Here is a 12,761-nt window from a genome sequence, read left to right on the forward strand (position 1 = left end):
TGACCGTCATCCGGCCGGGATCGAGGGCCGGCCCTCGGTGGCCCCGATCCGGGACGAGGCGGCGCGGGCCGCCGCGAGGATCTGGTCCACGTACTCGTCGATGCCGTTGCGCGGCTTGGGGAACCCGTACACGGTCAGCGCCAGGACGACCTGCCCCTCCGCCCCGACCACGGGCACGGAGATCTGCCGGACGGCCAGCTTGTCCTCGGGCGTGAGCTCGACCGGGTCGGGCCGGAGCCGCTGCGCCATGCCGTAGAAGTCGGTGACGCTCGCGGGCGTCCGCTGGGCCGCGGCCTCGTCGAGCCGGACGGCCAGGTCCCGCTGGCCGTCGCTCAGCAGCCCGACCGAGTAGCCGCGGGACCGGATCGCCTCCAGGCTCTCCCGGAAGGCGCCGGCGGGCAGCCGGGGGTCGCCGCCGGCGAGCCAGTCCTCCACGGTCCGTTCGGGGCTCCAGGCGGCGAAGACCGCGCCGATCGGCGCAAGGAAGGGCAGCCGCTGGCCGACGAGGGTGGCCGCGGTGCCCGGCCGCTCGTAGGCGTCGGCCGTGCCGACGACGACCATCTCGTCGTCGACCAGCGCGGCCAGCGCGCAGCGGGCGCGGAGCCGGCGGCTCAGGTCCTCGATCTCGTCGCGGACCAGCTCGACGTAGCGCAGCTGGCGGGTGAAGTGGCCGGTGGGGTCGGGCGCCGCCAGCGAGATCGGGGCGAAGCGCCCGTACCCCCCGCGGAAGAACAGCAGCGGGAGCCGGGGCTCCTCGATGTGCAGCTCGATGACGCGGCCGAGGACCAGGAAGTGGTCCCCCGCGTCCTGGACCGCGTGGACGACGCAGTCCAGCCAGGCGACGGAACGTTCCAGGACGGGCGCGCCGGTCGGGCCGTCCCGCAGGTCGACCCCCTCGAACTTGCGCGGGTCCTTGCTGGAGAGCCGCTGGCACAGCGACTCCTGGTCGGCCCCCAGGACGTTGACGCAGAACGAGCCCGCCTGCGCGATCTTGGGCCAGGTGGTCGACTTCCGGTCCGCGAAGAAGGCCACCAGCGGCGGATCGAGGGACGCCGAGGCGAACGATCCCACCACCATGCCCACCGGGCCGCCGTCCGCGCCGCGCGCGGTGACCGCGCACACGCCGGTGGGGTACTGCCCCAGCACCTGACGGAACCACTGGGGGTCGACCGGCGGCGCGGACTCGTAGGTGTCTGTCACGTCGATCGCCTCTCTGTTGCCGACGACGGAAGGTTAGTACAGGTCAGAGCTGTAAATCAAGCATTTGCTTTACAACATCGGGACGTCACCCACGGTCACGGGACGGCCGGCGGCCGGCCCGGGTTCCGGGCCTCAGAACCCGCTCTCGGCGGCCACCAGCTCGCGGTGCCGGACGGGGGTGCCGTAGGCCGCCCGGTTGTTCACCGCGCGCCGGAAGTGCCGGGACAGCTCGTGCTCCCAGGTGAAACCGATCCCGCCGTGGACCTGGACGGCCTCCCGCAGCACGTGCATGACCGCGTCGGACGAGCGCGCCTTGGCCGCCGACGCCGCGAAGCGCCAGCCCGGCCCGCCGGACGCGTGCTCGCGCACCGCCGCGCGCAACGCCCCCTGCGCGGTCGCCAGCTCCGCGTACATCTCCACGAGCTTGTGCTTGACCGCCTGGAACTCGGCCACGGGACGGCCGAACTGCCGCCGGGTGCGGGCGTAGTCGACCGAGAGCTCCAGCGCCCGGGTGGCCACGCCGACGCTCTCGGCGGCGACGAGGAGGGCTCCCAGAAGCCAGGCGTCGCGCACCGCGCCCTCCGCCTCGCCTTCGGCCCCGGCGCCGGTCAGCGGCACGGCCGCCGCGTCCGTCAGCACCAGCCGGGCATAGCCGCGGGCGTCGTCGACCGCCTCCATGGGCTCGACCCGGACCCCCGCGGCCTCCCGCTCCACCGCGCACAGGACCGGGGCGCCGTCTCCGGCGGCGGCGGTCACCAGGAACGCCTCCGCGTACCGGCCCGCCTCGACGAAGACCTTCTCCCCCGTGACCACGGCGGACGCCCCCGACACCTCGGCGCGGGTCCGCACGGTCTCCAGCGCCCGGCCGGAGTCGCGCTCGTGGAGGGCGGGCACGACGATCCCGCCGGCGGCGACGCGGGCGCGCAGCCCGGACCCGTCGCCGGGATCGAGCCGGCCCAGCAGGTCGACCGCGACGCCCGCGACGGGGACCAGCGGGCCGCACCACCCGGCGCGCCCCGTCTGGACCAGGGCCGCCGCCAGGTCCGTGACCGCGCCGCCCTGCCCGCCGTACCGCTCCTCCACGAGCAGCCCGGGCAGGCCCAGCTCGGTGGTGAGCGCCGCCCACAGCGGCGGCGCCGACCCGGGGTCGGGCGCCTCCGCCGACCACGCGCGCTGGCCGAGGAAGCTCTCCACGACCTCTGACAACTCGGGACTCAGGTCCGCCGCCACGGCGCCCCTTTCAAAGCAAGCAATTGCTTAACCAACGACACGGGAGAGCCCGTCAGTCGCGGTCGACCTTGATCCCCGACAGCAGGATCGTGGTCTGCACCGCGATGACGTCGTCGATGCCGACCTTGCCCTTCGGGTCGAACCACCGGACGGCGCCCTGGACCGCGCCCATGAGCGTCCGGTAGATCATCCGAACGTCGTGCACGGGCCTGATCAGCCCCTCCTCGACGCCCCGCTGAATGGACTCCAGCCACACCGACTCCACTTTCGGCAGCCGCTCGGCGACGCCGGGCATCGACCGGACGTACGGCCAGTCGTTCTGCAGGATCGTGAGTTCGCTGCGATAGGTCGTGAGACCGCGCAGCCCGACCGCGATGAGATTCTCCAGAATCTCGACCGGCCCCTCCGACTCCTCGACGGCACGCGCGTTGTCGCGGATGAGCCTGTCCAGGTACTCCACCACGACGGCCTCGACCATCGCCTCTTTGGAGTCGAAGTAGTAGTAGAGGCTCCCGGAGAGCATGTCGGCCTCGTCCGCCACATCGCGAACGGTCGCGGCGGAGAATCCCTTACTCGCGAACACCTTCGCGGCGGATCTCATGATGAGCCCTTTACGCGCGGCTCCGATCGGAGATCCCACCGATCGGCGACGCGATGTGGAAGGCGAGGAGGCCATAATGCATTCCTTCTGGATATCGGAAAGCTGCCAGCGTACTTGATCCGCTCGCGGTGACATGGGAGCACGAGGCGGATCTCCACCGCACCGATTATCTCTCCGCCGCCCGGGTTCAGGCGCCCGCCGGGCGGCGGTCGGACACGATCGTCACCGCGCTGACCAGATCACCGGGACTGCCTCCCTGGTTCTGCACCAGCCCGTACACCAGGTCGCCGACCTGCCGGTCGCCGGCCTCGCCGCGGAACTGCGACCACATCTCGAACAGCATGCGCAGGCCGCTGGCCCCGATCGGGTGCCCGAAGCTCTTGAGGCCGCCGTCGACGTTGACAGGGAGCTCGCCGTCGCGGTCGTACCGTCCGTCCAGCACGTCCCGCCAGGCCTTCCCCCGCTCGGAGAAGCCCAGCTCCTCCATGAGCACCATCTCGGTCGGGGTGAAGCAGTCGTGCACCTCCGCGATCGAGATCTCCCGGGCGGGGTCGGTGATGCCGGCCTGGTCGTAGGCGACGCGGGCGGACACCGCGGCCTCGGCCAGCTCGTGGTAGCCGTAGTCGCTGTCGTTGCGCCCGGTGCCGGACCCGGCGTCCAGGGCCAGGGCGTGCACGTACAGGGGGCGGTCGGTGTAGCGCAGGGCGTCCTCGGCCCGGACGACCACGGCCGCCGCGCCCCCGTCGGCCACGCCCGAGCAGTCGAAGACGCTGAGCCGCCCCGCCAGGGCGGGCGCCTTGGCGATGGTCTCCTTGGGGACCGCCTTGCGGAACTGCGCGCGCGGGTTCAGCGCCCCGTTGGCGTGGTTCTTCCAGGCGATGTGGGTCATCGCCTCCTTGATCTGCTCCTCCGGGACGCCGTAGCGGCGCGCGTAGGCCGGGACGATCATGGAGTACATCGCCGGGGCGCTGAGCACCGGGGGCGTGCCGTCGTTGGGCACCGACGGCATCTCCAGCCCCGAGTAGCCGAAGTCCTTGAGCTTCTCGCCGCCCACCGCCATCGCCACGTCGTAGGCGCCCGACGCGACGGCGAAGCAGGCGTTGCGGAACGCCTCCGAGCCCGTCGCGCACATGTTCTCCACGCGGGTCACCGGCTTGTGGGCGATGTTGAGCGGGCGGGTGAGCGTGAGCCCGGAGACCCCGGACACCATCGAGCCCAGGTAGAAGGCGTCGACCTCGTCGAGGGCGAGCCCGGTCCCGCCGAGCGCGCCGTGGGTCGCCTCGACCAGCAGGTCGTCGACGGAGCGGTCCCAGAGCTCACCGAAGCGGGTGCAGGCCATCCCGACGATGGCGACGGGGGTGCGCAGGGCGTGGGCCGGCATCAGTCGGCCTCCTTCTCGTGAGGGCGGACCTTCCAGATGTAGTTGCGGATCCCGTTGCCCGCGACGCCGGCGAGCCGGAACGCGGGCTGGACCCGGTCGCCGATCGCGATCTCCCGTCCCTCGGCGTCGGTCATCTCGAACTCGAACCGGCCGCCGCCGGCGAAGTCGACGGCGACGACCCGCGCGGGCAGCCGCGGCGACTCCGAGAGCCAGTCGTCGGTGAACGTGGCGATCGTGGCCGGGACCTCCACCATGGAGACCGGTGCGAAGCCGTCCACCGCCGAGCAGCGCAGGCAGACGCGGCGGGGCGGGAGGTTGCGGTAACCGCAGGTCCCGCACTGCGCGGCGACGAACCCGAACTTCCACCCGGCCGTGCGCCGGGAGGCGGGCGGGACCGGGGGCTTGGCGTCGGGACGGCGGGCGGGCTCGCGGGGCAGCAGGCCGCGCCAGGTGAGGTAGTCGGAGTAGGAGACCGGGCCCGTCGCGGCGGTTCCGGACGTCGCGCGGCGCCCGCTCCGGTGGCGCTCGGTGACCCGGAACAGGAAGGCGTCCGCGCCCTCGGTGACGCCGACCGCGAGGACCAGGTGGCCCGGCTCCGCGGCGTCCAGCGCGGCCGCGAGCCGCAGCCCCAGGTCGGCGGCGCCGGCGTGGCCGAGGTCGAACCGGGCGGCACCGGCCGCCTGGGCCTCGGTGAGACGCGCGCCGACGGTCCGCAGGGCGCGCTCGTGGGCGCAGCTCAGCACGACGTGGTCGACGTCCCCGAGCTTCAGCCCGGCGCCCTCCAGCACCTGCTCGACCGCCCGCTCGGCCAGCGGCACGTACTCCTCGACGCCGAAGCGCTCCTCCCACGTCCGGGTGCGGGCCTCGCCCGGCTCGCGCCACCGGTCGGTGAACTCCGAGCTCACCGAGGCGGTGCCGAGCAGCTCGGCGACGGGGTCGGCGCCGATGACGAAGGCGGCCGCGCCGTCGGCGCCGCCGCTCTCGTCGGCCGAGCCCGGCAGCCCGAAGCGGAGGTCGGACATGACCGCGACCCCGTCTCCCTGCGCGAGCGCGGCGCGCAGGGCTCCGGCCGAGCCCCGCAGCGCGCCGGCGACGTCGAACGCCGCCACCGCCTCCGGCAGGCCGCCGGCCGCCGCGACGGTGGTGGCGTTGGACTTCTCCAGGTACGCGGGCCTGGTCGTGGCGAACCAGAGCGAGCCGCAGGGCCCGGCGTCCCGGAGGGCGGCGCGGGCGGCGGCGACCGCCATGGTCGTGGTGTCCTCGTCGTAGGAGGCCACCGAACGCGACCCGCGTCCGCCGCGCGCCCCCAGAGACCGCCCGATCTCGGCGCGATCGAGGCGGTGGAAGGGCACGTACACGCCGTAACTCGCGATGCCGACCACCTGGTCTCCTCCTACACCCGCGGCCTTGTACGACCATAGTTCCTGGTCAACCGCTACTATTAAATCAAGCAATTGCTTTGATAGCGTAGATCGCACCAGCAGGCCCTGGCAACCCGGGCGTCGTGCGCCCCGGCCGCAGGAGGACCATGACCAACCCCACCGACGAGGATTTCCTGGCCGAGGCCGAGACCGTCGTCGCCGCCTTCGCCCCGCGCCGGACGGCCGGCGGGCCGGCCGTCTGGGGCGAGGGCGACGACCGCGTCTCCGTCGTCGCCGAACGCTCCGAGGGCGAGGCGGAGGAGATCGCCGCACTGAGGCGGTACCGCGCGCTGCTGGCCGAGCACGGCCTGGCGTGGATCGAGGGCCCCGCCGAGTTCGGAGGCCGCGGGCTGCCCCCAAGGTACGCCGACCTGATGCGAAACGTGGAGGCCCGGTACGACCTCCCCGACGACGGCTACCTGCGGTTCAGCATGGCGACGCTCTGCCCGACGCTGCTGGAGCACGGCACCGGCGCCCAGCGGGCGGCGTACCTGCGCGGGCTGCGCTCGGCGGAGATCATCGCCTGCCAGCTCTACTCCGAGCCGGACGCGGGCTCCGACCTCGCCGGGCTGAGCACCCGCGCCGTCCGCGACGGCGCCGACTGGGTGCTGGACGGCCAGAAGGTGTGGAGCTCGGGCGCCCACCTCAGCGACATCGGCCTGTGCATCGCCCGCACCGACCCGTCCGCGCCCAAGCACCGCGGGCTGACCACGTTCCTGGTGGACATGTCGGCCCCCGGCGTCGAGGTGCGCCCCATCCGCCAGCTCACCGGCGGCGCCTCGTTCGACGAGGTGTTCCTCACCGGGGTCCGGGTCCCCGACGAGAACCGCGTGGGCGAGGTGAACGGCGGCTGGCCGGTCGTCATCACCTCCCTGCTCAACGAGCGCTCCGCGATCGGCCGCGAGGTCGGGGTGGACGAGGCGCTCGTCGACCGCCTGGTCGACCTGGCGCGGCACGTCCAGGATCCCGTGGACGCGCGGACCCGCGACCGGCTGGCCGACGTCGTCGTGCGGTCCTGGGCCGCCCGCGAGACGACGGCGGGCTTCCTGGACGGCGGCGGGCCGCCCGGCCCCGAGCTCGCCCTCGCCAAGCTGCTGACGACCGACATCCTGCGCTCGATCAGCGACGTCGCCGCGGACGTACTGGCCATGTCGCACGCCTGCGACACCGGCGAGTGGGGCACCCACGCCTGGTCCGAGCTGACGCTCGGGCTGCCCGGCCTGCGGGTCGGCGGCGGCACCGACGAGATCCTGAAGAACACCGTCGGCGAACGGGTTCTGCACCTACCGAAGGACACGCGATGAAGATCGACATGGGCCTGATCGGCGCGTCCGCGGCCGCCTGCGGACCGGCCGCCGAGCGTGCCGAGCGGCTCGGGTACGACGGGGTCTGGGCCAGCGAGAGCGTCACCGACGCCTTCCTGCAGAGCCAGGCCGCGCTGATGTCCACCCAGACGCTGAGCGTGGGCACCGCGATCGCCGTGGCCTTCGCCCGGAACCCCATGTCGGTCGCCTACACCGCCTGGGACCTGGCCGCGATGTCGGGCGGCCGCTTCACGCTCGGGCTGGGCAGTCAGGTGCAGGCCCACGTCGAGCGGCGCTTCTCGATGCCCTGGGGGTCGGGGCCGGGGCGGATGCGCGACTTCCTGCTCGCCCTCGACGCGATCTTCACGGCCTGGCGCGACGGCACCCGGCTCGACTACCAGGGCGAGTACTACTCGCACACGCTGATGACCCCGGTGTTCACCCCGCACCACCACCGGGAGCGCATCCCGACGATGATCTCCGCCGTCGGGGAGCGGATGACCGAGCTGGGCGCCGAGCTCTGCGACGGCCTGCTGCTGCACGGCATGACCACCCGCGCCTACCTCGACGAGGTCACGCGGCCCGCCGTGGACCGCGGCCTGGAACGTTCCGGACGGGACCGCTCGCGGCTCGAGCTCTACTCCGCGATCTTCATGGTGATGGGCGACACGCAGGAGGAGATCGACGAGCAGACCCGCCGGACCCGCGAGCAGATCGCCTTCTACGCCTCGACCCCCGCCTACCGCCGCGTCCTGGAGACCGTCGGCTACGGGGAGCTCCAGCCCGAGCTCCGGCGGCTGTCGCGGGAGGGCCGCTGGGCCGAGATGGGCACGCTGATCGACGACACCCTCCTGAACGAGATCGCCCTGGTCGGGACGCCGGAGAACATGCCCCGGCTGTGCCGGGAGCGCTTCACCGGCCGGCTCGACCGCGTCTCGCCCTACTTCGACTGGCCGGTCACCGACGAGGACCGGCTCAAGGAGATCCTCGCCGCGTTCGGCAGCGGCGCCGACGCCCCGGCCGCCGCGCCGGCGGGCTGACCCGGGCCGAAAGGACGACCACCGTGACCGACGAGCTCACCGAACTGCTCCACCGCGCCCGGATCCAGGACACGATCCACACCTACAGCAAGGCGATCGACCGCCGCGACCTGGACCTCCTGGACGAGGTCTTCACCGACGACGCCGTCTTCGACTACGGCAACGGGGCCCGCCACAGCGGCCGGGACGCGCTCCGCGCCCTCGTCGACGCGGCCACCGGCCGGTACGTCGCCACCAACCACCACTGCTCCACGACCATCTTCGAGCGGCTCGACGGGGACGAGGCCGAGACCCTCACCTACGTCTACGCCTTCCACGAGACCCCGGCGGGTGAGCACATGCACCTGTGGGGCTGCTACGAGGACGTCCTGAAGCGCACCGAGCGGGGCTGGCGCATCGCGGAACGGCGCGTGCGCGTCGCCGGGTGCAAGACCACCCCGGCCGACGAGCTGCCGGAACGCTTCGAACGGTACGCCCGCACCCCCGTCGGCTGATCCCGCCCCCGGGCGAGCCGAGTCTCGGCTCGCCCGGGCCGCCTTTTTATCTGAGCGCCGCGATGAGCGCGTCGCAGTGCGAGCACCAGATCTGGCGGGCCTCGCTGAAGCCTTGGTCGCGGAGCGCGTCCAGGTGCCACTGGGTGGTGGTGGGGCGGTCGGGCTTGGGCTTGGCCGGGCCACGGGGCTCGCCGAGGATCTCGAAACGGCGCTGGGCGGGTTCGGCGAGCACCGGATCTCCGGCGACCGTCGTCCACCAGTCCCGCCAGTCGAGCGCCCCGGCGGCCTGCTCGCGCTCCTGGCGGGCGGCGTGGAACGCCTCGGCCGCCGCGTTGATGCGCGGGGTGGACTCGTCGGTCATGTGGTCGGCGTTGAGGAAGACGCCGCCGTCCCGCAGCACCTCCCGGACGCGCCCGTACAGTTCGCGCAGCGGTCCGGCGTCCAGCCAGTGCAGCGCGGTGGCCGTCACGACGGCGTCGTAGGAGCGGTGCGGCAGGGCGGTGGTCCAGCCCGGATCGGTCAGGTCGGCGGTCACCAGTTCCACGCGGCCGTCCCCGGCGAAATGGCCGCGCGCGATCGTGAGCAGGGCCGGGTCGATGTCGAGGCCGGTGGAGCGGGCCGCGGGGAGGCGCTTCAGCAGCCGGTCGGTGATGCTGCCCGTCCCGCAGGCGAGGTCGAGGACCTTCGGCTCGGGGCCGGCGAGCGCCTCGACCATGTCGAGCATCACGCGGAAGCGCTCCTCGCGGTCGGGCATGTACCACTCCTGCTGGCGGTCCCAGCTGTCCTGCCAGGCCTGCCAGGTGGCCGTCTGCGTCATGGTGCTCTTCTCCTCTGCGGTCGCGCCGCCCTGATCAGCAGGCGGGTGGTCTCGGACTCGGGGGCGTCGAGCACGCGGGCGAGATCGCCCTGCTCGACCACGCGGCCGCCGTCCAGGACGGCGAGCCGGTCGGCCACGGCGCGGGCGAGGGCCAGGTCGTGGCCGATCCACAGGACGGCGGTGCCCTCCGCGCGCAGCCGGGCGAGATGGGCCAGCACGAGGCCGGCGGCGGTGTCGTCCAGGGCGGTGGTGATCTCGTCGCAGACCAGCACGTCGGGACGCGCCAGGACCGCTCGGGCGAACGCGGCGCGCTGGAGTTCCCCGCCGGACAGGTGGGCCGGTGGGCGGCGCGCGGTGCCCTCGGAGACGCCGAGCCGGGCGAGGAGGCCGGCCGCCTCCGCGGCGGCGTCGGCCGGGGACGTTCCGCGGAGCCGGACGGCGGTGCGGGCGACCTGGTCGAGCACGGGGCGGCGCTCGTCGAAGGAGCCGCGGACCTCCTGCCACACGTACTGGACGCGGCGCTTCCGCGCACGGTCGCGGCGGCGCAGCGGCGGCAGCTCCGCGCCGTCCAGCAGGACCTTGCCCCGGTGGCGTTCGTGGAGTCCGGCGATGCATCGGGCCAGGGTGGTCTTGCCGCTGCCGGAGGGTCCGGCCACGGCCAGGCATTCTCCCGGGCGCAGCGTCAGTGAGACGCCGTCCAGGACCGTGCCGCGTCCGCCAGGGCGCAGCCAGGCGGTGAGGTCATGCACGTCCAGGCATGCCGGTTCGCCGGGTGGACGTGGAGAAGGGCGCTGCGGTGGGGCGGCGGGGATGGGGAGCACGTCCTGCGGACTGCCTTGTCCTGTGACGCGGCCGTTGTCGAGCAGGACGACGTGGTCTGCCAGGGCGCGCACGAGGTCGTGGTCATGGCTCAGTAGGAGGAGCGCCATCCCGTCGTGGGCGAGGGCGGCGAGTTCCTGGATGAGCCGCATGCGGGTGACGGTGTCCAGGCCCGTGCTGGGTTCGTCCAGGATCAGTGCCTTGGGGCCACACGCCAGCACCTGCGCGAGGGCGACACGCTGCCGTTGCCCACCAGAGAACTGGTGCGGGAAGCGGCGCAGCACCGACCTGTCCGCGGGCAGCTGGGCCCTGCGGACGGCGTCGGTGACCGTCGAGGCCCCGTGCAGCCGTGCCAGCTCCTTGATGACCGCGCCGGTGCGCCGGGCCGGGTTGAGGGCGCCGCCGGGATGCTGGGGCAGGTAGGCGATCGTCCCGCCGTGCAGGCGGGCCGCCTCCGGCGTGACGCCGCGCCCGTCCACGACGGGGACGCCGGCGACCCGTACCGTGCCGCCCAGGTCCACGCCCGGCGCCGACTCGCCGAGGAGGGCGAGGGCGGTGGTGGTCTTGCCGCTGCCGGACGGCCCGACCAGCGCGGTCACGCCGCCCGCCGGGACGTCGAGGTCCACGCCGCGCAGCAGCTCGGACGCGCCGGCGCGCGCCGTCAGCCCGCGCGCCTCGATCATCGCCGTGCCGCCTTCGCCTCGCGCGGCCGCTCGCGGGCGCCGCCCGCCAGGAGCCGGTCGGCCAGGAGGTTGAGGCCGACGGTGAACATGACGAGCATCGCGGCGGGCGCGCACACCGCCCACGGCTGGATGAGCAGGGCCTCGCGGCCGGCGGCGATGGTGACGCCCCAGTCGGGCGAGGCAGGGTCCAGGCCGAGCCCGAGGAAGTTGGCGGCGGCGACGGTGAAGACGGCGAGCGGGACGCGGGTGCCGGCGTCGGCGGCGGCGACGGGCAGCACCGACCGCCCGACGTACCCGAACAGGACGCGCGCCCGGGACTCGCCCTGCAGCCGCATCGCCTCGGCCACCGGTCCGCTGGCCGCGTCCAGCGCCGCCGCGCGCACCAGCCGCGCCACCGCGGGCGCGTTGATCGCCGCGACCGCGAGCGCGACGGCCAGCGGGCTGCCGCGCCAGCCCACGCCGACGACGCTGATGATGAGCAGCGACGGGATCGGGAGGATGAGCTCCACCGGCCGCATCGCCAGCTCGTCGATCCAGCGGTGCCGGGTCGTGGCGGCGGCCAGTCCCAGCGTCCCGCCCGCGAGGTAGGCGAGCGCCACCGCGGCGCAGGCGACGCCCAGGGCGCTGGGCCCGCCGCGCAGCAGCAGGCCGAGCACGTCGCGTCCCGTCCCGTCGGTCCCGAGCAGGTGCCCGCTCCCGAGCGTGTACGGCGCGCCGTCGGGCGGAGTGATCAACGGGGCCGCCAGGGGCCCGGCCACCGCGACCAGCACGGGCACGGCCAGCAGGAGCGCGGCCGCCAGCGTCGCCGGGGAGGCGCGGCCGATCACCGCAGCACCTCCGCGCGCGGGGCGAGGCGCCGGCAGACCAGGTCGGCGGTGACGTTGAACGCCAGCGCGACCGCCGCCAGCAGCAGGGTCAGCGCCTGGACGGCCGGCACGTCCCGGTTCTGCACCGCCTCGACCAGGGCGGTCGCGGTGCCGGGGATCGCGAAGACCGCCTCCACGATCAGCACCCCGCCCAGGAGCTGGTCGCCGGTCCGCGCGAGTTCCTGCACGCCCGGCACGGCGGCGTTCGGCAGCACGTGCCGCAGCACGAGCCGGGTGCGCGGGACGCCCAGCCGCCGCGCCTGGACGGTGTACCCCGCCTCCAGGGCCGCGATCGTGCCCGCCCGGATCTGCCGGGACAGCGCGCAGACCGTGCGGGCGAGCAGCACCGCGACCGGCAGCACGAGCAGCACCGGCCGCGCCAGCAGGTCGTCCCCGCCGGCGCCCAGCCAGGTGGACGGCAGCCAGCCCAGCTGCAGGGAGAACACCGCGACCAGGGCGAGCGCGAGCACGAAGTCGGGGATGGAGTTGAGCGCCAGCGTGACGGCGCTGATCGCCTGGTCCAGGCGCCCGCCCGCGCGCAGCCCCGCCACCAGGCCGAGCAGCATCGCCAGCGGCACCAGCAGCGCGGCGGTCACGGCGGCCAGGACCGCGGTCGCGGCCAGCGAGCCCGCGATGATCTCGCTCACCGGCCGCCCGCCCACCAGCGACGTGCCCAGGTCGCCCGACAGCAGGGCGCCGGCCCAGTCGGCGAAGCGCTCGCCCAGGGGGCGGTCGAGGCCGAGCTGCTCGCGCAGGCGGGCGACCTCCTCCAGGCCCGCCTGCTCGTTGAACTGGACCTCGGCGGCGTCCCCGGGCAGCAGCGAGGTCAGCAGGAAGACCAGGACGGCCAGGAGCGCCAGCTGGACGACGGCCAGCAGCACCCGCCGCACGGCGTGACGCAGCAC

The 12,761-nt window shown here is 74.1% G+C and carries 12 protein-coding genes; 3 read left to right on the forward strand and 9 right to left on the reverse strand.

Going from position 1 to position 12,761, the window contains the following annotated elements; all coding sequences use genetic code 11:
- Nucleotides 1–6 precede the first annotated feature (6 nt).
- The 5 genes from ACZ466_RS00185 to ACZ466_RS00205 all read right to left on the reverse strand — a co-directional run bounded on the left by ACZ466_RS00185 (nucleotide 7) and on the right by ACZ466_RS00205 (nucleotide 5,794).
- On the reverse strand, nucleotides 7–1,200 hold the full coding sequence (locus ACZ466_RS00185) for a flavin reductase (protein ID WP_378286832.1): 1,194 nt from the start codon (nucleotides 1,198–1,200) through the stop codon (nucleotides 7–9).
- A 132-nt stretch (nucleotides 1,201–1,332) separates the two neighbouring features.
- The gene (locus ACZ466_RS00190; protein WP_378286831.1) at nucleotides 1,333–2,430 is read right to left on the reverse strand and encodes an acyl-CoA dehydrogenase family protein; all 1,098 of its coding nucleotides are present in this window, start codon (nucleotides 2,428–2,430) and stop codon (nucleotides 1,333–1,335) included.
- Between the two features lie 52 nt (nucleotides 2,431–2,482).
- A complete protein-coding gene (locus ACZ466_RS00195; RefSeq protein WP_378286830.1) occupies nucleotides 2,483–3,031 on the reverse strand; it encodes a TetR/AcrR family transcriptional regulator in 549 nt (182 codons plus the stop codon).
- Nucleotides 3,032–3,218: 187 nt separating this feature from the next.
- Nucleotides 3,219–4,412: an acetyl-CoA acetyltransferase gene (locus ACZ466_RS00200; protein ID WP_378286828.1), complete on the reverse strand. Its 1,194-nt coding sequence runs from the start codon at nucleotides 4,410–4,412 to the stop codon at nucleotides 3,219–3,221.
- A complete protein-coding gene (locus tag ACZ466_RS00205) occupies nucleotides 4,412–5,794 on the reverse strand; it encodes a hydroxymethylglutaryl-CoA synthase (protein ID WP_378286827.1) in 1,383 nt (460 codons plus the stop codon). The genes ACZ466_RS00200 and ACZ466_RS00205 overlap by 1 nt, the downstream gene beginning before the upstream one ends.
- Before the next feature lie 146 nt (nucleotides 5,795–5,940).
- Here ACZ466_RS00205 and ACZ466_RS00210 point away from each other — a divergent pair, with 146 nt between their 5' ends.
- Genes ACZ466_RS00210 through ACZ466_RS00220 form a run of 3 tightly spaced genes read left to right on the forward strand, consistent with a single transcriptional unit; the run spans nucleotide 5,941 to nucleotide 8,671 of the window.
- Nucleotides 5,941–7,137 (forward strand): acyl-CoA dehydrogenase family protein, encoded by a 1,197-nt coding sequence (locus tag ACZ466_RS00210; protein WP_378286826.1) that lies wholly within the window; start codon nucleotides 5,941–5,943, stop codon nucleotides 7,135–7,137.
- Nucleotides 7,134–8,177, forward strand: coding sequence for a TIGR03617 family F420-dependent LLM class oxidoreductase (locus tag ACZ466_RS00215; RefSeq protein ID WP_378286825.1), 1,044 nt, complete (start codon nucleotides 7,134–7,136; stop codon nucleotides 8,175–8,177). Before ACZ466_RS00210 ends, ACZ466_RS00215 begins: the two co-directional genes overlap by 4 nt.
- A 23-nt stretch (nucleotides 8,178–8,200) precedes the next feature.
- Nucleotides 8,201–8,671 (forward strand): nuclear transport factor 2 family protein, encoded by a 471-nt coding sequence (locus ACZ466_RS00220; protein WP_378286824.1) that lies wholly within the window; start codon nucleotides 8,201–8,203, stop codon nucleotides 8,669–8,671.
- Nucleotides 8,672–8,717: 46 nt separating this feature from the next.
- On the opposite strand, the gene ACZ466_RS00225 is transcribed toward ACZ466_RS00220, so the two are convergent.
- The 4 genes from ACZ466_RS00225 to ACZ466_RS00240 are packed head-to-tail and all read right to left on the reverse strand — an operon-like array spanning nucleotide 8,718 to nucleotide 12,761.
- Nucleotides 8,718–9,488: a class I SAM-dependent methyltransferase gene (locus tag ACZ466_RS00225; RefSeq protein WP_378286823.1), complete on the reverse strand. Its 771-nt coding sequence runs from the start codon at nucleotides 9,486–9,488 to the stop codon at nucleotides 8,718–8,720.
- Nucleotides 9,485–10,990 carry an ABC transporter ATP-binding protein gene (locus ACZ466_RS00230; RefSeq protein WP_378286822.1) on the reverse strand — a complete coding sequence of 502 codons (1,506 nt, stop codon included), beginning with the start codon at nucleotides 10,988–10,990 and terminating at the stop codon, nucleotides 9,485–9,487. The genes ACZ466_RS00225 and ACZ466_RS00230 overlap by 4 nt, the downstream gene beginning before the upstream one ends.
- Nucleotides 10,987–11,817, reverse strand: coding sequence for an ABC transporter permease (locus ACZ466_RS00235; protein WP_378286821.1), 831 nt, complete (start codon nucleotides 11,815–11,817; stop codon nucleotides 10,987–10,989). The genes ACZ466_RS00230 and ACZ466_RS00235 overlap by 4 nt, the downstream gene beginning before the upstream one ends.
- The gene (locus ACZ466_RS00240; protein ID WP_378286819.1) at nucleotides 11,814–12,761 is read right to left on the reverse strand and encodes an ABC transporter permease; all 948 of its coding nucleotides are present in this window, start codon (nucleotides 12,759–12,761) and stop codon (nucleotides 11,814–11,816) included. The genes ACZ466_RS00235 and ACZ466_RS00240 overlap by 4 nt, the downstream gene beginning before the upstream one ends.

Source organism: Actinomadura rugatobispora (genome assembly GCF_055379765.1).